The sequence below is a fragment of the Olleya sp. Ti.3.14 genome (assembly GCF_038154885.1).
In the GTDB taxonomy this organism is placed as follows: domain Bacteria; phylum Bacteroidota; class Bacteroidia; order Flavobacteriales; family Flavobacteriaceae; genus Olleya.
In genome coordinates this window covers 32,786-57,192 of record NZ_JBAKAO010000007.1, presented here as the reverse complement: position 1 = coordinate 57,192, position 24,407 = coordinate 32,786, and the positions used below count along the sequence as shown (strand labels likewise).

23 protein-coding genes and 1 other RNA gene are annotated in these 24,407 nt (G+C 30.9%); 12 read left to right on the top strand and 12 right to left on the bottom strand.

The window, feature by feature from the left end:
* Positions 1-54: 54 nt before the first annotated feature.
* Both V6251_RS10635 and V6251_RS10630 read left to right on the top strand, forming a co-directional pair.
* On the top strand, positions 55-1,194 hold the full coding sequence (locus tag V6251_RS10635; protein ID WP_341588202.1) for a cysteine desulfurase family protein: 1,140 nt from the start codon (positions 55-57) through the stop codon (positions 1,192-1,194).
* 38 nt (positions 1,195-1,232) lie between these two features.
* Entirely contained in the window at positions 1,233-2,024 is a 792-nt protein-coding gene (locus tag V6251_RS10630) for an alpha/beta fold hydrolase (protein WP_341588201.1), read from the top strand.
* Positions 2,025-2,094: 70 nt separating this feature from the next.
* Here V6251_RS10630 and V6251_RS10625 read toward each other — a convergent pair whose 3' ends face one another.
* From V6251_RS10625 to V6251_RS10605, 5 genes are all read right to left on the bottom strand, one after another.
* On the bottom strand, positions 2,095-2,481 hold the full coding sequence (locus V6251_RS10625; protein ID WP_341588200.1) for a DUF2306 domain-containing protein: 387 nt from the start codon (positions 2,479-2,481) through the stop codon (positions 2,095-2,097).
* A 98-nt stretch (positions 2,482-2,579) separates the two neighbouring features.
* On the bottom strand, positions 2,580-4,265 hold the full coding sequence (locus V6251_RS10620; protein WP_341588199.1) for a hypothetical protein: 1,686 nt from the start codon (positions 4,263-4,265) through the stop codon (positions 2,580-2,582).
* Positions 4,266-4,276: 11 nt separating this feature from the next.
* A complete protein-coding gene (locus V6251_RS10615) occupies positions 4,277-5,176 on the bottom strand; it encodes a hypothetical protein (RefSeq protein WP_341588198.1) in 900 nt (299 codons plus the stop codon).
* Position 5,177: 1 nt separating this feature from the next.
* Positions 5,178-7,643: a TonB-dependent receptor gene (locus tag V6251_RS10610; protein WP_341588197.1), complete on the bottom strand. Its 2,466-nt coding sequence runs from the start codon at positions 7,641-7,643 to the stop codon at positions 5,178-5,180.
* An 11-nt stretch (positions 7,644-7,654) separates the two neighbouring features.
* On the bottom strand, positions 7,655-9,343 hold the full coding sequence (locus V6251_RS10605; RefSeq protein WP_341588196.1) for a M23 family metallopeptidase: 1,689 nt from the start codon (positions 9,341-9,343) through the stop codon (positions 7,655-7,657).
* Between the two features lie 175 nt (positions 9,344-9,518).
* Here V6251_RS10605 and V6251_RS10600 point away from each other — a divergent pair, with 175 nt between their 5' ends.
* The 4 genes from V6251_RS10600 (at position 9,519) to rny (ending at position 11,927) form a co-directional block, all read left to right on the top strand.
* Positions 9,519-9,809, top strand: coding sequence for a hypothetical protein (locus V6251_RS10600; RefSeq protein ID WP_341588195.1), 291 nt, complete (start codon positions 9,519-9,521; stop codon positions 9,807-9,809).
* Between the two features lie 15 nt (positions 9,810-9,824).
* Positions 9,825-10,118: a cell division protein ZapA gene (locus V6251_RS10595; RefSeq protein ID WP_341588194.1), complete on the top strand. Its 294-nt coding sequence runs from the start codon at positions 9,825-9,827 to the stop codon at positions 10,116-10,118.
* Positions 10,119-10,177: 59 nt separating this feature from the next.
* A non-coding RNA gene (ssrS, locus tag V6251_RS10590) (6S RNA) lies at positions 10,178-10,304 on the top strand.
* A gap of 51 nt (positions 10,305-10,355) precedes the next feature.
* Entirely contained in the window at positions 10,356-11,927 is a 1,572-nt protein-coding gene (gene rny / locus V6251_RS10585) for a ribonuclease Y (RefSeq protein WP_341588193.1), read from the top strand.
* 30 nt (positions 11,928-11,957) lie between these two features.
* On the opposite strand, the gene V6251_RS10580 is transcribed toward rny, so the two are convergent.
* The 3 genes from V6251_RS10580 to xerA all read right to left on the bottom strand — a co-directional run bounded on the left by V6251_RS10580 (position 11,958) and on the right by xerA (position 15,407).
* The gene (locus V6251_RS10580) at positions 11,958-13,097 is read right to left on the bottom strand and encodes a sensor histidine kinase (RefSeq protein WP_341588192.1); all 1,140 of its coding nucleotides are present in this window, start codon (positions 13,095-13,097) and stop codon (positions 11,958-11,960) included.
* A gap of 165 nt (positions 13,098-13,262) precedes the next feature.
* A complete protein-coding gene (locus V6251_RS10575; protein ID WP_341588191.1) occupies positions 13,263-14,396 on the bottom strand; it encodes a sensor histidine kinase in 1,134 nt (377 codons plus the stop codon).
* 114 nt (positions 14,397-14,510) lie between these two features.
* Entirely contained in the window at positions 14,511-15,407 is an 897-nt protein-coding gene (xerA, locus tag V6251_RS10570) for a site-specific tyrosine recombinase/integron integrase (protein WP_341588316.1), read from the bottom strand.
* A gap of 187 nt (positions 15,408-15,594) precedes the next feature.
* Here xerA and V6251_RS10565 point away from each other — a divergent pair, with 187 nt between their 5' ends.
* From V6251_RS10565 to V6251_RS10550, 4 genes are all read left to right on the top strand, one after another.
* Entirely contained in the window at positions 15,595-16,224 is a 630-nt protein-coding gene (locus tag V6251_RS10565) for a porin family protein (protein ID WP_341588190.1), read from the top strand.
* A gap of 452 nt (positions 16,225-16,676) precedes the next feature.
* Positions 16,677-17,267 (top strand): outer membrane beta-barrel protein, encoded by a 591-nt coding sequence (locus V6251_RS10560; protein ID WP_145001522.1) that lies wholly within the window; start codon positions 16,677-16,679, stop codon positions 17,265-17,267.
* 81 nt (positions 17,268-17,348) lie between these two features.
* A complete protein-coding gene (gene aroQ, locus V6251_RS10555; RefSeq protein WP_028283145.1) occupies positions 17,349-17,765 on the top strand; it encodes a type II 3-dehydroquinate dehydratase in 417 nt (138 codons plus the stop codon).
* Positions 17,766-17,964: 199 nt separating this feature from the next.
* Entirely contained in the window at positions 17,965-18,603 is a 639-nt protein-coding gene (locus V6251_RS10550; RefSeq protein ID WP_341588189.1) for a porin family protein, read from the top strand.
* Between the two features lie 90 nt (positions 18,604-18,693).
* On the opposite strand, the gene lpdA is transcribed toward V6251_RS10550, so the two are convergent.
* Complete coding sequence (gene lpdA, locus V6251_RS10545) at positions 18,694-20,070, bottom strand: dihydrolipoyl dehydrogenase (protein ID WP_341588188.1); 1,377 nt, start codon at positions 20,068-20,070, stop codon at positions 18,694-18,696.
* 118 nt (positions 20,071-20,188) lie between these two features.
* Here lpdA and V6251_RS10540 point away from each other — a divergent pair, with 118 nt between their 5' ends.
* The gene (locus V6251_RS10540; RefSeq protein ID WP_341588187.1) at positions 20,189-21,478 is read left to right on the top strand and encodes an NAD(P)/FAD-dependent oxidoreductase; all 1,290 of its coding nucleotides are present in this window, start codon (positions 20,189-20,191) and stop codon (positions 21,476-21,478) included.
* A gap of 1 nt (position 21,479) precedes the next feature.
* On the opposite strand, the gene V6251_RS10535 is transcribed toward V6251_RS10540, so the two are convergent.
* The 3 genes from V6251_RS10535 to msrB (V6251_RS10525) are packed head-to-tail and all read right to left on the bottom strand — an operon-like array spanning position 21,480 to position 22,861.
* On the bottom strand, positions 21,480-21,995 hold the full coding sequence (locus tag V6251_RS10535) for a DUF1572 family protein (RefSeq protein ID WP_341588186.1): 516 nt from the start codon (positions 21,993-21,995) through the stop codon (positions 21,480-21,482).
* Positions 21,988-22,383: a peptide-methionine (R)-S-oxide reductase MsrB gene (msrB, locus tag V6251_RS10530; RefSeq protein ID WP_292948928.1), complete on the bottom strand. Its 396-nt coding sequence runs from the start codon at positions 22,381-22,383 to the stop codon at positions 21,988-21,990. The genes V6251_RS10535 and msrB (V6251_RS10530) overlap by 8 nt, the downstream gene beginning before the upstream one ends.
* Complete coding sequence (gene msrB / locus V6251_RS10525) at positions 22,376-22,861, bottom strand: peptide-methionine (R)-S-oxide reductase MsrB (RefSeq protein ID WP_341588185.1); 486 nt, start codon at positions 22,859-22,861, stop codon at positions 22,376-22,378. Before msrB (V6251_RS10525) ends, msrB (V6251_RS10530) begins: the two co-directional genes overlap by 8 nt.
* A 135-nt stretch (positions 22,862-22,996) precedes the next feature.
* Here msrB (V6251_RS10525) and V6251_RS10520 point away from each other — a divergent pair, with 135 nt between their 5' ends.
* Entirely contained in the window at positions 22,997-24,406 is a 1,410-nt protein-coding gene (locus V6251_RS10520; RefSeq protein WP_341588184.1) for a glycogen synthase, read from the top strand.
* The last annotated feature ends 1 nt before the right edge of the window (position 24,407 follow it).

Sequence of the window (24,407 nt, the reverse complement as noted above, 5' to 3'; positions counted from 1 at the left end):
AGGCAATTAATTTTATTTAAGCTATTTTTGTGCCCATTAATAGCAAAATTCTCAATGAAACCAGTATATTTTGACAGTGCTGCCACAACGCAGTTAAGACCAGAAATTATAGAAAAAATGACGCAAGTCATGCAACAATGTTATGGTAATGCTTCCTCGACACATAGTTTTGGACGTTCTGCCAAAGCAATGATTGAGCAAGCTAGAAAGACGGTTGCTAAATATTTAAATGTGTCTGCATCAGAGATTGTTTTTACATCAGGAGGTACAGAAGCAGATAATTTAGCCTTATTAAGTGCTGTTAGAGATTTAGGTGTTAAAAAAATTATTACTTCTAGGATTGAGCATCACGCAGTATTGTACACAGTACAACAATTGGAAAAAGAATATGGTATTAGCATAGATTATGTAGATTTAGATAATTATGGTCATGTGGATTATAAGCATCTTGAAAGTTTATTACAATCATCCCAAAAGACTTTAGTCAGTCTTATGCACGTTAATAACGAGGTTGGTAATATACTAGATATTGCCAAAGTTAGTAAATTATGTAAAGCTAATAATGCCATGTTCCACAGTGACACTGTACAATCTGTTGGTCATTACAAGTTAGATTTACAAGAGTTAGCAATAGATTTTATGGCAGTTAGTGGTCATAAGTTTCATGGACCAAAAGGTGTTGGTTTTGCTTTTATAAGAAAAAACTCTGGATTAAAACCTTTAATTTTTGGAGGAGAGCAGGAACGTGGTTATCGTGCAGGTACAGAAGCTGTACATAATATTGTTGGTTTAGAAGAAGCTTTAAAATTGTCTTATGAGAATTTAGAAGAAGAAAGAGCTTATATTACGGACCTAAAAAAGTACTTTATTGAAAAGTTAGTTTTAAACTTTTCTGGAGTATCATTTAACGGAAGCAGTGCGGATTTTGATAAAAGCACTTATACTGTTTTAAACGTTTGTTTACCAATAGCACCAGAAAAAGGACCAATATTATTGTTTCAATTAGATTTAAAAGGTATTGCTTGTTCTAAAGGTAGTGCCTGTCAAAGTGGAAGTGCAAAAGGTAGTCATGTATTATCACAGATTTTATGTTATGAGGACATGCAAAAACCTTCAATAAGGTTCTCTTTTAGTAAATACAATACAAAAGAAGAAATAGATTATGTTATTGAGGTGTTAAAAGAATTTATTTAAGAATTTTTATATTGTACTTTTACAATTCAAAAAAATAATTGCTAAACTACTCAACATATTTACATTCGCATTCTAATGAATGGGTCACTTTTGTTCATGGAGCAGGAGGAAGCAGCTCTATATGGTATAAGCAAATACGAGATTTTAAAGCCGAATTTAATGTGCTTATTCTGGATTTACGAGGTCATGGTAATAGTAAGCCTAAGTTAAAAGATGCATTTAATACTAAATATACTTTTGATTCTATTACTAATGATATTGTTGAAGTTATAGATTTTTTAAAAATTGAAAGCTCGCATTTTGTTGGTATATCTTTAGGTACAATATTGATTAGAAACATAGCCGAAAAGCATCCTGCTAGAGTTAAAAGTATGATTATGGGTGGTGCCATAATGAAACTTGATTTTAGATCTCAAATACTTATTAAAGTAGGCGTATTATTTAAAAGCGTGGTACCATACATGTATCTGTATAGACTGTTTGCATTTATAATTATGCCAAGAAAAAATCACAAAAAGTCAAGATTACTTTTTGTTAACGAAGCAAAAAAACTATACCAAAAGGAATTTGTCAGGTGGTTTAAATTAACCTCTGAGTTAAATCCATTATTACGCTTTTTTAGAGCAAAGGATATTAAAATACCGACCCTTTATGTTATGGGAGCAGAGGATCATTTGTTTTTACCTTCAATAAAAAATATTGTAAGTAAACACTCGACGTCTATTTTGTATGTTGTGGAAAAATGTGGTCATGTGGTAAATGTGGAGCAACCTTTACTGTTTAATAAAACAAGTTTAGATTTTATCAAAAATAGGGTAAAAGCTATTTAATTGAAATCACCTTTTATTTATTAGTTTAAATTGGATAATAGTCCTATTCCTTTTTTCTTAAGCTTATGTTTTACCCAAATAATAAGCTATGCATATAGCGACCAGGCATAAACGTAAACGTTCCAGCAACAAGTATTGCACCAACATATAGTCCTATCATTTTAAATTTATGACGTTTAACCTCTCCTTTTTTAATGGCTATATAAGCTGTTGGGACAGTGTAAATTGTTAAAAAACTAAACAGGTGTATCCATCCAAAATGGTTTAAAAATCTTGAACCAACAAAAGCAGGCATAAACAAAGTTATAATAGCTGTAAATAGCATTAGTAGCATGTAGATTCTGCCTATTATTTTATGAGTGTTATTTCCTTTTTTTAAAATAAAACTAACTGTTCCTAAAACAAAAGCTGGAAGTATAGTTGCAAGATGAAGATACATTAGGGTAGTGTAAGACATGGTTTTTGGTTTTGTATATCTCAAATGTACTACCAATACTATTTGTAGAATAATAGTACTTACTCAATTGTAACTTTTTAAGGCTAGACTGTAATTTGTTATTTAAAACTAATACTATCTAATATTAGCAACGCACTGTTTAGATGTTTTTTAAAGCTTTTATCTATTGCAGAATATTTATATTGATAATAGTGTCCATTATTTTGAAAATACATAACAATGACTTGGTGTGTTTCAGTTTCAAATTTATGGATATATACCGTTCCTAAGTGATTGTTTACTTCTTTTAATGACGCATTATAAATTGATACCACATCTTTATATTGTTTAATTTGATTATCAACAAACGTATTAAATGGTAAAGCTTTTGTATTTATGTTATGTTGAAAAATAGACACAATGGTTTTAAAATGATTGTCATTTGGTTGTATTGGTGTATAACTAACATAACCATGATGAAACACCTCGAACCAATCATGAGGTTTAGTAATCGTAAAGTTTTGATTGGCTTTAAACGCTTCAATTTTGGATAGATTAGTAGAGCTTGTTACGTGATTATTGCTTTGACCAGAAACTTCTTTAGCTACATCATAAACCATTTCTGGGTAGTATTCACCATAGTTAACTATATATCTACCGTCAGATTTAATGATAACAAAACTACCAAATGGAATTTGATATTTAAAAAACAGGTTTTTAAAAACAGAAGCGTCGTCTTTAATCCAATTTATATTTTTTTTATTGCGGTATTTTATGTTTTTATCATCTTTAAAGACCCAAAATTGATTGCAATCGATAATTGTATTAAGTTGTTTTTGATAATCAGTTTTGTATATATAAGCTGTGCTTTCGCTACTTAAATCTTTATTTGGAGTATCACCAGAGTTATAATTTATAACAATATAATCTTTAAAGGTATTTTGAGTTTTTGAGATTTTGTTAATATAGTTTTTAACCGAGTCTAGTTGGTGTTTTTTTAATATACCATAACGTCTTGCAGGATGTATCATCTTATAAAAAATACTATCGCTTTCAAAATTTAATTCAAAATTCCTGTTTCCTTTAATTGAATTATATAATAGACTATCAAATTTTGATGGTTCTATTTTTTGTTTAAAGTCATAAGTGTAATGTTCTACTTTTTTAATGTCTTTTTTTATTTCTTCAGCGATTTGATAAACCATATCTTTATTATGCTCTCCATGTAATGATATAAAAGTTCCATCCGATTTGATAATCACAAAACTTCCGTAGGGAATTTGGTAATAAAAAAACAAGTTTTTAATAACACCTAAATCATCTTTTATCCAGAGTTTTTTATTGTCAAAATATTTAATATCTTTTTTTTCCTTATAAATAGAAAACTGATTACAATTTAAAAGTTTTTTGATTTTTTTGATATACCCTTTATCTACGACATAACTTTTAGTCTCAGAATTAAACGATTCATAAGGCTCGTCACCAGAAAAGTAGTTAATAACAATATAATCTTTAAAGACGTTTTTTTTATTAGTTAGATAGTTTAAATACCCTTTTAAGGAATCTAAAACTATTGGATCTAATACATCAAATTGTTTTCTGGGGTGTAACATTTTAATAATACTAGTATCATTTTTTTTTATTTCAACAACATTTTGAGAGGTGTCATAGTTAGAATATCTTTTTTCAAATTCGTCTTTAGTTATTTCTTTTTCTAAATTAAATGTATAGTAATGTGTGTTTATATCCTGAGCTAAACTGTAACTAGAGACTAGTATTGATAAAAGTAGTAATACGGTTTTCATGGTATTTAATTTTAATTTCTTTTAATTACGGTTTCACTCTGTTCTTTTAAAATAAACGTGTCACCATTAAACTTAAATAGGCAATAACATTCTTTTTCTAAGGTACTATCATCCTCAAAATTAGCATTGTTTTCCTCGTTATTTTGTTCGCAAAAACATTCAGGACCACTTAAGTCATCTGTTTGATAATTTACTGTTATGGTTTGATTGTTAATGTCATAATCTAGTATGGTATCGTACGATCTAGAATCTGTTGTGTATTCAAAATCTACTGTAAATACATCGTTTTCAAGATGCAAAAGTGTAATGTAATTATAAAAACACATACCACAAGTTTTGACACTTCCTTGTAACAAATATTTTACCTGAGTGTTAGTGGTTAGTGTCTGTAAGTTATCATAGCCATCAGGTTTAAATAGAGTGCTATCACCTTCATCTGTGTAAGTATCGTAAACTTTTTGGTATTCGGTGTTTTGTTTATAATAAATAACAGATATTCTGGATTGATAAGAGCCTCCAGATTTGACATAAAATACTAGGTTGTGAAGCTTGTTATCGTCACTTTTTAGGTAACTAATGTTGTTATATAATTTGTCTGTTAAATCAAAATCTTCAGTGGATTTCAAAATAAAAATAACATTAATTAAGGTTAATATTTTATGCTGAATGGTTTCAATAGCAGCATAGGGTTGCAAGGAATCGTTTATAGCATCATCACTTCCATCAAATGACTTAATATCAGTTTTGGATAGTTTTAAATCTTTATATGAATACAAATCTCCATGAGGCGAAAGGGTTTCATAAATTTTTAATTGTTCGTTTAATTGGTCAATTGTTTGTTGTGCTAATTTGTTTTGAGAAATACAAAAGGAGCTGCAAAGCCAAATGATTAAAACGAAGCAACTTTTCATTTTAAAAACGCATCGTGGTTCTTACATTAAAAACACGTGGTGTTAAATAGTTTGGTATAGCGTATTGACGTTTACTGTACACATCCCTTACCCAAGTATTAGTGATGGAATTTTGTACATTAAAGACATTAAAAATTTCAAATCCAAACGACAAATCTTTAAATGGTTTTTTCCAACCACTATCAAATTGCTTGTCTTTATCTACTAACACAAACTGAAAACCAATATCTGCACGTTTGTAGTCTGGTAATCTATTTTGAAACACATAAGGATCTGCATAACTTGGCGATCCACCTGGTAATCCTGTATTATAAACTAAGTTTAAATACATTTTCATGCTAGGTATATTTGGTACATAATCCTGAAACAATGCAGCAAATTTAAGACGTTGATCTGTAGGTCTAGCAATATAACCTCTGTCGTTAATATTCTCTTCTGTTTTTAGATACCCAAAACTAAACCAGCTTTCCGTACCAGGAACAAACTCGCCATTTAGTCTTAAATCTAATCCATAAGCATAGGCTTCAGCATTATTTGTAGCACGATATCTAATACGCACGTTTTCTAATGTATATGGATTAACGTCTGTAAGTTTTTTATAATACGCCTCACTAGTTAATTTAAAGGGTCTGTCCCACATTTTAAAGCTGTAATCGTTACCTAATACTAAATGTACAGATTTTTGAGCTTTAACGTTAGGTTGTACAACTCCGTTTTGATCACGTAACTCTCTGTAAAAAGGAGGCTGATAATATAAACCACCACTTAGTCTAAATAGCATGTCTTTGTCCCAATTTGGTTTTATTGCAAATTGCGCACGAGGACTAAAAACAGATTGTGATACGTCTTGATTGGTCCCTTGGTCGTTAACAGTCCAACTATGACTTCTAACACCAGCGTTGTACCACACATCATGTTCTCCAATGGAGGATCTTTTACTCCATTGCACATAAGCTTGTAATCTACTTATGGTTGTATTGTTTCTGGCTTTAACATTTTGGTAAGCTTCTAATGGGCCTTCATATGGCGTGTAGGGTTGGTCATTAAAAGCGTCAGAACTTGGTGGATTTATAGAAAATCCTGCTGAATCGATAACTTCCCATTCTACTAACCGATCTCTAATATCTTCATTAGTATACTTGATAGAAAATTTAAATTCGTTTTCATTTTTAGTATAAGTACCTTTAGCTTCAACATTAGTAATTAATGCATCTAAATCGTTACGACCATGATTTAATTGGCTACCTATGCCTTCTGCAAATTCTACTTCACCTAAATTTTCATCACCAATATTACTATTAACTTCTCCTAAAGCATATTGCGCTAAAATGTCAAAATATTCTTCTTCAGTGGTATGATAGGTAGAGGTTACTAAGGCTAAAGATAAATCATCATTTACATCGTAATTTGCACATAAAGCACCAAAAAGCGTTTGGTATCTGTCTTTTTCTTGACCTTGATATTGTACAATTAAAGCTTGAGGATTATCTAAGGTCCCAAAGTTAGTTTGTCTAGTTAATGGAATATAATTGTATTTATTAAGTGATGCATTACCTAAAAAGCTAACTTCTAATTTGTCTGTAAATTGGTAAGTTAAATAACTTTGTACGTCTGCAAAGGTTGGATTAAAATTAGTTTCGGTTTCTTTAGCATTTACCAATAAGCTATTATCTCTGTAACGTAATCCAACGATACTTGTAAATTTTGAATCTTTGCTAACGTTTTCTAAAGCGACACTTGCACCTAATAAACTGGCGTCAATTGCTACTGTGTTGTCTGTTGGTTTACGATACGTAATATCTAGTACAGACGATAATTTGTCTCCATATTTAGCTTGGAATCCACCTGCTGAAAAATCTACATTTTGTACTAAATCCGAGTTAACAAAACTTAAGCCTTCTTGTTGTCCAGATCTTATTAAAAAAGGTCTATACACTTCAATTCCGTTCACATAAATTAAGTTTTCGTCATAATTCCCACCTCTAACCGAGTATTGTGTGCTTAGCTCATTATTACTACTAACACCTGGTAATGTTTTAAGTAAATTTTCTACACCTGCTTGAGCACCAGGTATTTTTTTCAAGGTGGCTGGATCAATATTTACAATACCTTCCACATCCTTTCGTCTTTTTCCACTAATAACGACCGTTTCTATTTGCTCTACATTTTCTTTTAAAACGGGATTAAACTCTAATATTTCTCCATTTTTTAAATTGAAGGTGGCAATGATATTTTTATGCGAAACATGAGAAAATATAATTTTCACATTTTTATTTGCAGGAATTTTAATTTCGAAAAAACCGTTGTTGTTGGTTTGCACTCCATTATCGTCACTTTTAATATTAACAGCATCAATAGGCTGATTAAATTCGTTTAAAATGACGCCTTTTATAGTTCCTGTTTGCGCTAAGCAAAATAAAGGGAATAAAAAAGCTAATAATCTAATGGTATAGTTAGGTTTGTCCAAGGGTAGGTGTGTTATTTTCTAAAAAAGCTTGCTTCAAATGTACTGCTATTTCCTACATTATCTGTTACAATAATTTTTAAATTGTTTTTAGTGTCTGTAACGACTTTATCATTAAAATCGTATGTTAAGGTTTTCTTTTTGTAATCATATTCCATTAAAATCCACTGACCATTTAAGGTTGCTCTATAGTTGGATATACCTGTATGTTTGTCGTCAATTTTAACTTTTAAAAAACGGTATTTACTTAACCACTGACCATCTTTAAAACTAATAGGTGTTATTGTTGGATTAACAGTATCTCTAGCTAAACAGTAAGTTCCTAAGTTTTTAGTTCTAGTAAAAAGGGTATTATCTTTTCTTTGAGTAGAGGAGTAGCTTAAAAAATTATTCCATCCAACTAATCTGGCAATATAAACTTGTTTTAAATCTTCAGGGTTGTAATTACTTACATCGTAGCTTATGGTAAAATATTTTTTAGACGCTAGGTTGTTTTCGTGTAATTTTAAAGTATCACCATTAACTCTAAAATCTATAAAAAAATCGTCATAAAAGGTCTCCCTAGGAAATTCTACTTTTATATTTTGGTTTTCTAAAACGTTTGCTTCTCCTGATTTGATGTAATAGGGAGACGTAAAGTTTTTAGAAACATCATTTGGTTGTTTATCCTCACCTTTAATGTTTACATCAATATTAGTTTCGTTGCCTTCAAAATCTGAGATTTTAACTTTATAAACGTTAGAAACAGTATCGTAAATAACTAAATACCCATCATCAATCTTGTCTTTGTATAGGCTTAACGGGTTATTGGTGTCTAAAAATAATTTTTGAAGACGCTCTTTTTCATCTTTATAATGCGTGTAATCTATTAATCTATTTAGATGCTTAGTTTCGTCAAAAGAAAATTTTCTAAAATCAATTGTAAAATTTTGTGCTCCATTATAAAAGGTTTCAATTTTGTAAACACCATTTTTATTAGCAGCTAAATCTTGTTGATCTATAGTGTTAACAGCAAAGCCTATTTTTCCGTAAGCAGTTAAATCTTCTACTTTATAATCTCCATTTTTTTGAGGAATTACACGCAGTTTTTGTTTTAAATTACTACCATTAACATGTGATAAATCATTTATTGGATAAGCATACATGCTTTTTACAATTGGCTTTTTACTGTCTTTAACTTTTAATCCAAATAGTAAAGGATTAATAGGTCGTTCTTGATTATCTCTAATTTCAAAATGAAGGTGTGGTCCACCAGAACCACCTGTATTTCCGGAATAAGCAAAGACTTCACCTTTAGTGACTATTAAATCGTTCATGTCCGGAAATAATTCTATTTCAAAACTTTCCTTTTCATATTGATGCTTTTTTACATAGGCTTCAACCTTGTCCGAAAAACGTTGTAAATGTCCATGGACAGTAACATATCCATTAGGATGTGTAATATAAATAGCTTTACCGTAACCGTAATGCGAAATTTTAATTCTGCTTATATAACCACTAGCAGCAGCATAGACACTTAAACCTTCTCGTTGCTTAGTTTTAATATCTAATCCAGAATGAAAATGATTGCTTCTAAGCTCAGCAAATGTCCCTGATAAGACCAACTCTATATCCAAGGGAGATCTAAAGTAATCCTGTGGATAAATGTTTTGTGCAATAGACGATGTTGTTAAAAAAACGAGTAATAAAAGTATGTGTCGCATAAATAAATGGTTACTGCTAAAATATAAATTAGGTTTTAATTACCAAAGTAAAATCAAAGACTAAGCCATTTAATTGATAATGAGTTAAATTTAAGATATAATAAAAATTTATGAAAAATTAATTGCAAAGTGTTAAGGTTTGATTAACTTTGTAAGATAAGTATAGTATTAGTTAATGAGTAAGATTGAAACCATTGTTGATGCGCTAGAAAATAAAATTAGAAAGGTCTTATCAAGGCAACAAGTTTTAAAACTAGAAAACGCAAAGCTTAAAGAAGCTTTAGAACAATCACAATCTAAGTTAGTTGCTAAGGATTTAGAATTAAAGAGTTGGCAAGAAAAGTATGACACTTTAAAAATGGCTAATACCATACTAGGCAGTGACAACGATAAACGAGAAACAAAGCTCAAAATAAACACATTAATTAGAGAGATTGACCATTGTATAAGCCAACTTTCTAGTTAATATTATATAGTTTTTATGGCAGACACGCTTAAAATAAAGTTATCTATTGCAAATAGAGTCTACCCTTTAACTATTGTACCTAGTCAAGAAGAAGGACTGCGTTTAGCAGCAAAGAAGATAGAGGCTATGATTACCAAATTTGAGCAAAGCTATTCTGTGCGAGATAAGCAAGATGTTTTAGCCATGTGCGCTTTACAATTTGCTAGTCAAGTAGAACAGAAAGCCTTAGATAAAAACCATGTGGAGGAGCATGTTCAGGATAAGTTAGAAGCTTTAAATGACATGTTAAAATCGCATCTTAGTTTATAATACGTTCTTATAACATAACAATATTAGGTTACTGCCTACATTAATTATTTTTTTGATAAACTCAACGTTAATTCTTTAAAAAGGGTGAGTTTTAAGTTGTAAAAGCATGCTGCTAATAGTGATTTATCACTGTTTGGGCAGATCCTTGATCAGCTTGTTAGCCCTAAACTTGTTTTTAAGGAGTTTATACAAAACTAAATTAGTGTAGGCTTTTTTTATATACATAAACAATCAAAAATGGATAATACAATTTTAATTATAGCAGGTCTTGCTATTGGAGCCATAGTAGGTTTTATAATTGCTAAAGTGCTTGAAAAAAATAACGCTTCTAAACTTATTAAAGGCGCTAAAAAATCGGCAGCAGGCATTTTAAAAGAAGCAAATGTTGAAGGAGAAGGCATCAAAAAAGACAAAATACTTCAAGCAAAAGAAAAATTTTTAGAATTAAAAGCAGAACACGAAAAGGTAATCTTATCGCGTGATAAAAAAATGGCTGATACAGAAAAACGTATCAGAGATAAAGAGTCTCAAGTATCTAGTGAGTTATCAAAAAACAAAAAACTAAATACAGACATAGAAGAAAAAGTAAAAGATTATAACCATAGACTTGATGTTTTAGAAAAAAAACAAGAAGAGTTAGATAGATTACATAAAAGTCAAGTAGAGCAATTAGAAGTTATCTCTAGTCTATCTGCAGAAGAAGCTAAATCACAATTAGTAGAGTCTTTAAAAGGTGAAGCTAAAAGTGAAGCTATGTCTTACGTACAAGACAAGATGGAAGAAGCTAAATTGACTGCTCAACAAGACGCTAAAAAAATTATTATTAATACCATTCAACGTATAGGTACAGAGGAAGCTGTAGATAATTGCGTATCTGTATTTAACATTGAAAGTGACGATGTAAAAGGACGTATTATTGGTCGTGAAGGTCGTAATATTCGTGCAATTGAAGCTGCAACAGGAGTAGAGATTATTGTAGATGATACACCAGAAGCAATTATTTTATCATGTTTTGATTCGGTTAGAAGAGAAGTAGCCCGTTTATCATTACATAAATTAGTAACAGATGGACGTATACATCCAGCACGTATTGAAGAAGTTGTTCAAAAAACAACTAAGCAAATAGAGCAAGAAATTATTGAAGTAGGTAAGCGTACAGTTATCGATTTAGGTATTCATGGATTGCATCCAGAATTAATTAAAATGGTAGGTCGTATGAAGTATCGTTCATCTTACGGACAAAATTTATTACAACACTCGCGTGAAGTCGCTAAATTATGTGGTGTTATGGCAGCAGAATTAGGTTTAAATCCTAAACTGGCTAAACGTGCAGGATTATTACACGATATTGGTAAAGTGCCAGATGCAGAAGCAGATATGGAAACACCACACGCTATTTTAGGTATGCAATGGGCAGAAAAATATGGCGAAAAAGAAGAGGTTTGTAATGCTATTGGAGCCCATCACGATGAAATAGAGATGAAATCTTTATTATCTCCAATAATCCAAGTTTGTGATGCTATATCAGGAGCAAGACCAGGAGCAAGACGTCAAGTTTTAGATAGTTATATCCAGCGTTTAAAAGATTTAGAAGAAATAGCATTTGGATTTAATGGAGTTAAAAAAGCATACGCTATACAAGCTGGTAGAGAATTACGTGTAATTGTCGAAAGCGAAAAAGTAAGCGATCAAAATGCTGCAGACTTATCCTTTAGTATTTCTCAAAAAATACAAACAGATATGACATATCCAGGACAAGTAAAAGTTACAGTAATCAGAGAAACTAGAGCAGTTAATATTGCTAAGTAGTTTTAATATAGTTCAAATAAAAAATCCAGCTTATAGCTGGATTTTTTTTTGCTTTGGTATAATAATATTAAATGTGGATCCTACATCTTTAGTACTATCTATAGTTATTGTACCTCCAAAAGCTTCTAATTGGCTTTTAATTAAATACAAACCAACACCTTCAGCATCTTTATTTTTATGAAACGTTTTATATAATCCAAAAACCTCGTTACCATATCTATCTAAATCTAATCCTAAACCGTTATCAGTAATGGTTAACTCCAAATTGTCCTTTGTGCAATTAGATGATATTGTTATTTCTGGTTTACGATCTGGATGTTTGTACTTAATTGCATTAGTAATTAAGTTGTGCATTATACTTTGGAAGTAAGACGAGCTAAAACAAATATTGTAATCATGCTCGACATTATTATACAATATAGTGCTACTTTCGGCTATAAGATATGATAAATCGTTTACTGCTAAATTTACCTCATGACTAACAGATATTACACTGCCTTTAACGTGTTTTTTAGACTGTACGCTTACAATTTGACGTAGGTTAAGTAATGTTTTAGATAACGCCTTAGAAACAGTCCTTAAATGTCTAAACATCTCTTGCTTTTCCGCTTGCGTATCTGCTTCATCATGAAATGTGATAATGCTTTCAAAATTACTAGCGTATTCTTTTAAATTATGAGATACTATATGCGCAAAACTTTGAAGTCTATTGTTTTGCACTGTTATTAAATCTATAGATTTTTTTAAGGAGCGTTCCGTTTCTTTTTGTTTGGTAATATCAGTATGTGTGCCTATTATTCTAACAGGTTTACCATTATCATCATACTCAATAATTTTACCTTGATCCAAAATCCATCTGTAGGTATTGTCTTTATGCAGTATTCTATGTATGTTTTTATATTCTGGATTGTCTCCATTAATATGATTATTGAAGTCTTCATAGTAATCATCAATATCATCTTTATGCACACGCTTATCCCATTCTGAAGCTTCAGAGCTTATTTCGTCATCATTAAAACCTATAATTTGTTTAGATTCTCTTGAGTAAAAAACTTTACTTGTTTTAGAATTCCAGTCCCAAAGTCCTATACCTGAATTTTGTAAGGCAAATTTCCATTTCAACTCTTCAAAAGTTGAATCTTCATTTTTAGCATTTTCATTAATCTTCATTTTAGACTGTATTTGACGTGCAAGCAAATATCCAAATTTATGATTGATTACAAGATGCTTAGATGAAATAAATAATTATATCGATAAAGCGCATTATTTTTAGATTAAATACTAATATCATCGATTAAGTGTGATTCTATTTTTTGTTTAGGAAGATTATTCTTGTTAATTAAGGAGCGTTATAGTAAACGTGGTTCCTAAATTTACAGTACTTTCTACAGTAATTGTTCCACCAAAAGCTTCAATTTGATTTTTTACTAAATATAATCCCACACCTTCAGAGTCATGGTTTTTATGAAACGTCTTATATAATCCAAAGATATCCTTACCAAACTTTTTTAAATCTATACCGCAGCCATTATCTGTAATTTGTATTTCAATAGTCTGTTCCGTGCATGTGCTACTTATATGTATTTCTGGATGACGTTGTGGATGCTTGTACTTTATAGCGTTTAATACTAAGTTTTGTATAATACTGTGAAAATAAGAGGTGTTAAAATTTAAAAAACAGTCTGGAGTTGTATTATTATGTATTAATGCGTGGTTTTCTGATATATGATAATTTAAGTCCGTTAAAACGGTATTAATTTCAGTATTAATACATAGCTTGTCAGTATCTGTTTTTTGCTTGGATTGTACAGTAACTATTTCGTTTAAATTACTTATAGTTTTGGATAAAGATTTAGATAAAGTAATTAAATACTCCATCATTTGGTCTTTTTCAGACACAGTTTGCGCTTCTTTATAAAAGTCTAAAAGGCTTTCAAAATTTCCTGCATGTTGCTTTAAATTATGAGTCACAATGTGTGCAAAGTTTTGCAGTTTACTATTTTGCTTAACTACTAAATCTAAAGTTTCCTGTACTTTTAATTCATTTAAAGCGTATTTTGTTATATCTACATGTGTTCCAATAAATCTAGAAGCTTCTCCTTGCTTATTTTTTTCGATAACTTTACCACGATCTAAAACCCATCTATAAGATCCATCTTTATGCTTTACCCTATGTTTGTTTTCGTAATAGGGTTTTATTCCATTAATGTGCTCTTGAAAATCCTTATGGTATTGTTCCTTATCTTCAGGATGTACACGATCATTCCAATCGTTTATATTTTGCCCAAATGTGTCGTCGTTTTCAAAGCCTATAATAGCTTTAGATGGTTTAGAAAAAAAAACGGATTGACTGGACGCGCAAAAATCCCAAATACCTACCTTAGATATTTCTAATGTAGATTCCCAGTTCTCGTTTCTAATTTGAAAAGAATTTTGATTGTTTAGAATACCCTTAATTAACTCTGACATAAAGTAGTGTTTATTAAATAGTTAGTTATATAGGGATTCAGTCAATTTGCTTTAATCAACAACACAAATATATGTTAAAATACTGATTTTTAGCAACATGTTTTTAATTTTTTTTTATTTCCTTGGGTGAAAATTATTTATCACAGTTGTTAAATGCGATCGGTCTAAATGTGTGTAAATCTCTGTGGTAGTAATGCTTTCATGACCAAGCATTAATTGTATAGCTCTTAAATCTGCACCATTTTCTAGTAAATGTGTTGCAAATGAATGTCTAAATGTATGCGGAGAAATAGTTTTTTCCAACTTAATCTTTTTTGCTAAATCTTTTATTATCGTAAAAATCATAGCTCTAGTTAATTGTTTCCCTCTTCTATTTAAAAACAAAATATCTTGATGGTCAGGATTTATGTTTAAATGATTTCTAATTTGGTTTTTATAAATCAAAATATATTTTTGAGTGTCCTCCAATATTGGCACAAAACGTTGCTTGTCACCTTTACCAGTAATTTTTAAAAACCCTTCATCAAAAAATAAATCTGATAGTTTTAAATTAGTAAGTTCACTAACACGTAGACCACAACTATATAATACTTCCAATATGGCCTTATTGCGTTGACCTTGTGGATGTGTTAAGTCAATTGCGCTAATTAAATTATTGATGTCATTTTCGCTTAACGTATCAGGCAATTTACGTCCAATTCTTGGCGAGTCTATGGTATCTAACGGATTGTCCTTTCTGTAATCTTCAAAAATTAAATAATTAAAAAAGCCTTTTAAACCAGATATTAATCTAGACTGTGACCTTGGATTTAAATTTTTGGCAGCATCATAAATAAAGGCTTTTATAATAGCGTTATCTACGGTAATAGGTGAGTGGCTAATTGTGTTAGCTTCTAAATATTTAATAAGTTTTTTTACGTCTAATAAATAACTATTAACAGAATTAACAGAAAGTCCTCTTTCTATTTTTAAATACATGGAATAATCCTCTAATGCTTGGTGCCATTTCATAGGGTTTAAAGGTATTAATTTAATAATCATGTTATATTAAAACACTCTTGTTTTTGTAAGGGATTGAATATTAATGATTAAAGATTTAAATCTTCCCTCAAGTGTTAATAGTGTGTTAAAGCTATTTTTTGTTTTGTTAAAGAATTGCTAAATTGCCAAAGTATTAATCAAAACAAATTTTTAAATTATGAAAAAATTATTTACAATCGCAGCAGTTGCTGTATTAGGGATGACAGGTGTAAATGCACAAGACATCAATTTTGGAGCAAAAGCAGGTGTTAACTTTGCTACTGTAGGTGGTGATATTGAAGATGTTGATGCACGCACATCTTTTCATGTTGGTGCTGTTGCAGAAATAATGATATCTGATAAATTTTCTGTTCAACCAGAATTAATGTATTCTTCTCAAGGTTTTGGATCTGAGTACTCTGATGAGATATTAGGAACAACAGTAAATTATGAAGAAACTTTGAAATTAGATTACATTAACCTTCCAGTTATGGCTAAGTATTATGTTACTGAAGGATTAAGTATTGAAGCAGGTCCTCAAATAGGGTTTTTAATGTCTGCTGATTATGAATTTGAAGCATCTGCTGGTGGTGACAGTGAGTCAGAATCTGAAGATGCAAAGGATGACTTTAAAAGTATCGATTTTGGTTTTGGAGCAGGTATAGGGTATAAATTAGATAATGGTTTGAATTTTTCAGCTCGTTATACTTTAGGTCTTGCTAATATTGCTGAAGATGCAGAAGAGGGTGAAAGCGATTTTAGTATTCAAAATAACGTTTTCCAAGTATCAGTTGGATTTTTCTTCTAAGAAAACATAACATATATAATATATCAAACCGAAGCTTTATAGCTTCGGTTTTTTTTATTCCATATTTAATATCCAAATTAATTATAAGTTTTGGCTTTTAAAAATGATTTTAAATCTTGTATTATGTATGTGATTTTAATACTTTTTTAATGATTATAATATATCTAATTAATTCCTAATAATATTGTTTATAAAATTGTTAATAAAGTGATTTTAATGCTGAATTAAGGCATATTTATTTAATAATAATAAGTAATTAAATTTACGATAATCTTTCTGATAGCAAGGCTTAACATAAATTTTATCAAAATAAAACGTTAAATTTTATTTTTAATGATTTGATTTATAAACAGTTGTTAATAACCGTGTTTCTTTTGTGTTATTTTTCTTGTTTAAAGTCTTTATTGCAACTAATTTTGTGCCCTCAAATAATTTAAAATTTAAATTTAATTATGAAAAAATTATTATTTACAGCTGCAATTGCAGTATTAGGATTTACAAGTGTTAATGCACAAGATGATGCTACTGTTGGTGGTTTCGAAAAAGGAGATGTTTTTATTTCTGGTTCTGTTGGTTTTGGTACTGAAACTACTGGAGATTTAGATTCAAACGTGTTTAACATTGCTCCAAAAGTAGGATACTTCGTATCTGAGAACATTGCAGCAGGTTTAAAAGTTGGTTATACTTCTTTATCTTCTGATAATGATGGTACTGATTTAGTAGACGCAAATGAATTTGCAGTTGGTGTATTTGGAAGATATTACTTCGCTCCAGCTAGCCAATTTTCTTTATTTACTGAATTAGGTGTTGATTATACTTCAGGAGAAGATAAATTAGCAGATGCTAAGTATGACGGATTTGACATTGCTTTTGCTCCTGGTATTAGCTATTTCGTATCTAAAAACTTCGCTATCGAAGCTTCTGTAGGTGTTTTAGGATACTCTACAACTGAGCCTGATTTTGATGGTGCTGAGTCTACTGATACTTTTAATGTAGGATTAAACTTAAGCGATATTAACTTTGGAGTTGTTTACAAATTCTAAGTTTTTTTAAACTTTATTATAAAAAGACCGAAGCTTAATCGCTTCGGTTTTTTTATGCCATAACTTTTGTATTTTTACTTTATGAAAAAACTAATTATAATAAATGGACCTAATCTTAATCTATTAGGTAAACGCGAACCAAATATATATGGGAGTCTATCTTTTACCGAATTTTTGGATCAAATTCAATCTAAATATCCATCTGCAACCATACAGCATTTTCAATCTAATATTGAAGGCGAATTAATAGATAAATTGCAAGAGGTTGGTTTTAGTTATGATGGCATAATTTTAAATGCTGCAGCTTATACGCATACTTCAATTGGTATTGGTGATGCTGTGAAAGCAATAGAGACTCCTGTGGTCGAAGTACATATTTCTAACACCTTTGGAAGGGAAGAGTTTAGACATCAATCCTACGTGTCTCCAAATGCAAAAGGAATTATTCTTGGTTTTGGATTACAAAGTTATGAATTAGCCATTCAAAGTTTTTTATAATATAAAGCGCATTAATAATTTAGGTTTTACTTAACTTTTAAAAGCATAACTCTTAAAATAAATTTAATTTTTTAGTATAAAATAAGGTTTCTATTAAATACTGTTAAATACAGCCCTATTGCTGTTAAACGTTGTTAACAGAACATCTGAGCTTAGATACAGTTCGTAATTTTGATGTATTAACCTTAAAAAATATACAATGAAAAAATTAATTTTAAGTACAGCACTATTTGTTTCTGGATTAGCATTGGTAAATGCACAATCAGATTCAAGAGAAGTCCAATTAGGTATAAAAGGTGGATTAAACTCATCAACAATTAGTGGAGATGATTTAGGTGATTTAGATTCTAGAACTAGCTTTAATGCAGGTTTAGTTGCAGAAATTCCATTAACTGATAGATTATCATTCCAGCCAGAGGTATTGTATTCTGGTCAAGGATTTGATGTTAGAGAGATTGATCAAGATAATATAGTGGATACTGACGAAAATATTGAGTATCAATTAGATTACATTCAAGTACCATTATTACTAAAAGCATATATTGTTAAAGGGCTTAGTGTAGAGGCTGGACCACAATTTGGATTTAAGATTCACGAAGAGTTTGATTACCAACCAAACAGCGATGGTGGAGATATCGAAATTGATTCTGATGACTCATACGTAAAAGACTTTGATACAAGTATCGCCTTAGGTGCAGCTTATAAGTTTGATAATGGCTTTTTCTTAAGTGGACGTTATAACTTAGGTGTTACTGATATTTTTGAAGATGGTACACCATTTGAAGGTGTAGACGCAAAAAATAACGTTTGGCAATTTGGTATTGGATTTATGTTTTAATCCAATACAGCCTATATAAATAAAAAAAGTTCCAGATAATTCTGGAACTTTTTTTATGCTTTAAAGTGTTTAAAATAAATTTTAAAACTCTTATAAATGTATTACTTCGTCATAAGCATCTGCAACAGCTTCCATAACCGCTTCACTCATAGTTGGGTGTGGATGTACTGCTTTTAATACTTCATGTCCTGTAGTTTCTAATTTACGTCCTAAAACAGCTTCTGCAATCATATCAGTTACACCTGCACCAATCATATGGCAACCTAACCACTCACCATATTTAGCATCAAAAATCACTTTTACAAAACCATCTTTTGCTCCAGAAGCACTTGCTTTACCAGATGCTGAGAAAGGGAATTTTCCAACTTTAATATCGTAACCTTGATCTTTAGCTTGCTTTTCGGTTAAACCAACACTTGCAATTTCTGGACTTGCATAAGTACAACCAGGTATATTACCATAGTCTAAAGCTTCTACGTGCATACCAGCAATTTTTTCGACACATAAAATTCCTTCAGCAGAAGCAACATGTGCTAAAGCTTGACCAGGAGTTACATCTCCAATTGCATAATACCCAGGAATGTTTGTTTGGTAGTAATCGTTTACTAAAATCTTATCTCTATCAACAGCAATACCAACGTCTTCTAATCCTATGTTTTCAATGTTAGTTTTAATACCAACAGCACTTAAAATAATGTCAGCTTCTAAAACCTGTTCTCCTTTAGCAGTTTTAACTGTTGCTTTAACACCTTCTCCAGACGTATCAACTTTAGTAACTTCTGCAGATGTCATGACGTTTATACCACTCTTTTTAAAAGACTTTTCTAATTGCTTAGACACGTCAATATCCTCAACAGGTACAATGTTTGGTAAATATTCTACAATTGTAACTTCAGTTCCCATAGAGTTGTAGAAGTATGCAAACTCAACACCAATTGCACCAGATCCAACAACAATCATCTTTTTAGGTTGTGTTGGTAAAGTCATTGCTTCTCTGTAACCAATTACTTTTTTACCATCTTGTGGTAAACTTGGTAACTCTCTAGAGCGTGCTCCAGTAGCAATTACAATATGATCAGCACTGTAAACGGTTCCGTCTACTTCAACTTTTTTTCCTGGTTTTAATGTACCAAAACCATTGATTACCTCAATTTTGTTTTTTTTCATTAAAAACTGAACACCTTTACTCATGCCTTCAGCAACACCACGACTACGTTTAACAACAGCATTAAAATCTTTATCATAATCTGTTACAGATAAACCATAATCACTTGCGTGCTTTAAGTATTCAAAAACCTGAGCAGATTTTAGTAACGCTTTAGTTGGAATACAACCCCAATTTAAACATACACCACCAAGACTTTCTTTTTCAATTACAGCTGTTTTAAGGCCTAATTGTGAAGCGCGAATTGCGGTTACATAACCTCCAGGTCCACTTCCAAGAACAATTACATCGTATTTACTCATTCTATTATTTTTTGTAGTTTTAAGAAGTTACGAAGTTACAAAACCAAATTTGAATAAAGAATTTAGATTCTTAAAAAATTATAACTTTATATTACCTTTGTCATGCAAGTTTTTTTATATGAATATACCTAAATCTAGTTTTCCTCGAATTATAATAATTGGTGGTGGTTTTGCTGGCATTGCGTTAGCTAAAAAATTATCTAAACAAGAAGTACAAGTTGTTCTGTTAGATAAGCACAATTATCATACATTTCAACCATTGCTATATCAAGTCTCAACAGGAGGATTAGAGCCAGACTCCATTGCGTATCCTATTAGGAAGGTTTTAGGAGATTTTCCTAACTTTTTCTTTAGGTTAGCAGATGTTTCTGAAATTAATACAGAAAAAAACAAGATCATTTCTAATATTGGAGCACTTAAATACGACTATTTAGTGGTAGCTTCAGGCTCAAAAACTAATTACTTTGGTAATACGTCTATTGAAGCCAATAGCATGGAAATGAAAACGGTACCACAATCTTTAAATCTTAGAAGTCTTATTCTTGAAAATTTTGAAGAGGCACTTTTAACTTCGGATTTAAATGAAAGAATAGCTTTAATGAATTTTGTTATCGTTGGTGCAGGTCCAACAGGAGTAGAGTTAGCAGGTGCTTTAGCAGAAATTAAAAAAGGTATTTTACCCAAGGATTATCCAGATTTGGACACACGATTGGCACAGATTAATTTAGTGCAATCTGGTGATAAGATTTTGAAAGAAATGAGTCTTCAAGCGTCTCAAAAAGCAGAAGATTTTTTAGAAAAATTAGGCGTTCATGTTTGGAAAAATGTAAGAGTAACTGGTTATGATGGTAAAACAGTAACTACAAATAGTGATTTAACCTTTGATGCAGCAACAGTTGTTTGGGCAGCAGGAGTTAAAGGAGCAGCTATAAAAGGGTTGGACTCAGACCAGTTTGTGTCTAAAGGCAATAGGATTATGGTTAATGAGTTTAACCAAGTTAAAGGTTTAAATAATGTTTTTGCGGTTGGAGATGTTGCACAAATGGAAACAGAAAATACGCCTCATGGTCATCCAATGATGGCACAACCAGCAATACAACAAGGTAGGTTATTAGGTGATAATTTACTTAAAATGTTAGAAAATAAGCCAATGAAACCTTTTATTTACAAAGATAAAGGCTCTATGGCTACAGTAGGACGTAATAAGGCTGTTGTAGATTTGCCAAACATTAAATTTCAGGGTGTTTTTGCTTGGTTTGTTTGGATGTTTGTTCACCTATTTTTTTTAATAGGTTTTAGAAACCGAATGATTGTTTTTATTAATTGGGTATATAACTACATTAGGTTTGATCGTGAAGCACGTTTAATTATTAGGCCTTTTAAAAAAGAGATAAAGTCTAATTCTTAGTCTAATTAAATTTAGAGTCATTAAATGATTTAGAAGTCCCTTTTGGTATGGATAAAGATTGCCAATCTTCATTTTTAATTATAATGCCAATGTAGGCTATTTGACCAATATGGTATGAATAGTGACCTAGTTGCCTAAAAATAGCGTCAGAGACTGTTTGGCTTTCGTTTCTTATATAAACAATACGCTCTAAATCGTTATTTTTTAATGGAGTAATAGCATCGTAAAGACATTGCCAACCTTTTTCCCAATCAGCAATTAATTCAGCTTTATTCGTATAAGTGGCTTCAAATTCTTGTTCACGTTGTCGCCATTGTTTTTCGCCATCTTCAGTTAAAAAATTGGTCCATCTGCTTAGCATATTTCCAACCATATGTTTGACAATTATGGATACGCTATTAGAGTTGTCGTGAGATTGCCAATTCATTTCATTAAATGATAACTGCTGAAGGGTTTTGTCTCCAGCAGTTTTATAATAATCAAATTGTTTGATTAGGCTTGTAATGTAATTATTCATTTTTAAAATCTACACTTGCCGAGTTGATACAAAATCGTGTTCCAGTTTCAGTTGGTCCATCATTAAATACGTGACCTAAATGACCACCACAATTAGAGCAAACTACCTCTGTTCTAATCATACCATGGGACTTGTCTAGTATATTAGTAACGCTACCTGGAATAGCTTCGTCAAAACTAGGCCAACCGCAATTAGACTCAAACTTACTATTACTTTCAAAAAGTTGTTGGTTACAGGCAGCACATGCATAGGCTCCATTTTCAAAATGAAGGTTATATTTACCAGTGTGTGGCATTTCTGTACCTTTTTTGCGTAAAATACGATATTGTTCATCCGTTAATTCATTACGCCATTCTTGTTCTGATTTTGTGACTTTATAATTACTCATTATCTGGTTTAAAATTTAATGCAACTCCGTTAATACAATGTCTTTCTCCTGTCGTTTCCTTAGGCCCATCATTAAAAACGTGACCTAAATGTCCACCACAAGTTGCGCAATGTTCTTCATCTCTAGTATAACCAATTTTGGTATCTGTACCAAAAGCGACATTTCCTTTAATTTCTTGATCAAAACTAGGCCATCCTGTTCCGGAATCAAATTTGTTTTCACTTTTAAATAAAGGTGTGTCACATGCAGCGCAATGGTAAGTTCCTGATCTATGCTCTTTATTTAAAGCACTAGAAAAGGGACGTTCTGTTCCTGCTTGTCGTAAGACATAATACTCAGCATCAGATAATTCTGCTTTCCACTCGGTTTCTGTTTTAGTGATTTCAAAATTTTCTTTTTCTTTTTCTTTTGTGTCTTGCGCGTTGCCTTTACAATTAAATAAGGCACATGCAAATACTAATAATGCAATTTTTTTCATATTTTCTTCTTTTTTTTAAAGATATCCTAAAATCTTAAAATAGAATTAATACAGTCGTAATTTTAATTTAAAAATAACATTTTACTGTTTGTGATTTTAAGTGTAACTTTTCAACGTCTAATAAAAATGTAATACATGAAAATATTTCATATAAGTGCAGAATGTTATCCTATAGCTAAAGTTGGAGGTTTGGCAGATGTTGTTGGAGCGTTACCAAAATATCAAAATAACCTAGGAGCAACATCTAGTGTTGTTATGCCTTTTTATGATAATGCTTTCACCCAAAAAAATAATTTTAAGTCAATTTATGAAAGTAAATTAGACTTTAATGGTCATAAAATAAATTACAATATTTTAAAAACTAAAGCTGCAGTTTTAGATTTTGAGACTTATTTTGTGGATATCCCAAATCTTTTGCACAAAAATTATGTGTATTCTGCAGATGATACAGATCGCTTTTTAGCCTTTCAAATCGCGACATTAGATTGGATATTAACATTACAAGATTTACCAGAAATTATTCATTGTCATGATCACCACACTGGATTAATACCTTTTATGTGTCAGGAGAGTTTTAAATATAAAAACTTAAATACAATTCCGGTAATTACTACCATCCACAATGCACAATACCAAGGTTGGTTTGGCTATGATAAATTACATTTAATACCAGAATTTGAGTCTACAAAAACAGGATTGTTAGATTGGGACCATTGTATAAATCCTTTGGCTGCAGCAATAAAATGTGCTTGGCGTGTAACCACTGTATCGCCTAGTTATATGGACGAGTTAAAACAAGAGGCCAATGGACTACAAGATTTGTTACAACATGAAAGTAATAAATGTATAGGTATATTAAACGGAATAGATACAGCAGTTTGGAATCCCGAAACAGACCATTATATAGATCATAAGTATAATATAAAAACATTAGAAGCTGGTAAATTAGCTAATAAATTAGCGTTGTGTAAAACCTTTAATTTAGATGAAAGCAAACCGTTAATTACATTTATTGGACGATTGGTGCATGAAAAAGGTGCAGACGTTTTTCCTTTGGCAATAAAAAAAGCATTGGAAGACGAAAATTGTAGTGTTTTGGTTTTAGGCTCTGGACATGACGAAGCTGAACAGGCTTTGCTTCAGTTAAAAGAAAATAATACAGGTCTTTACAATGTATTTATTGGCTATGACGAAAAACTGTCGCATAATATTTATGCAGGAGCAGACTTTTTACTAATGCCATCAAGGGTTGAACCTTGTGGATTAAATCAATTATATGCGCTGCGTTACGGAACAATTCCTGTAGTGAGAAGTATTGGAGGTTTAAAAGATACCGTTGTAGATATAGACAAAAATGAAGGTTTTGGAATTAGTCATGAAGAAGTCACAGTAGCGCAAATTTACAAAGCCATTACCCGAAGTGTTGATTTATATAATAAAACAACTATCTTTAAATCAATAAGAAAGCATATTATGACCATTGATCATTCATGGGATGTGTCTGCAAAAGCATATATTAATTTATACCAATCTTTAAAAAAATAAC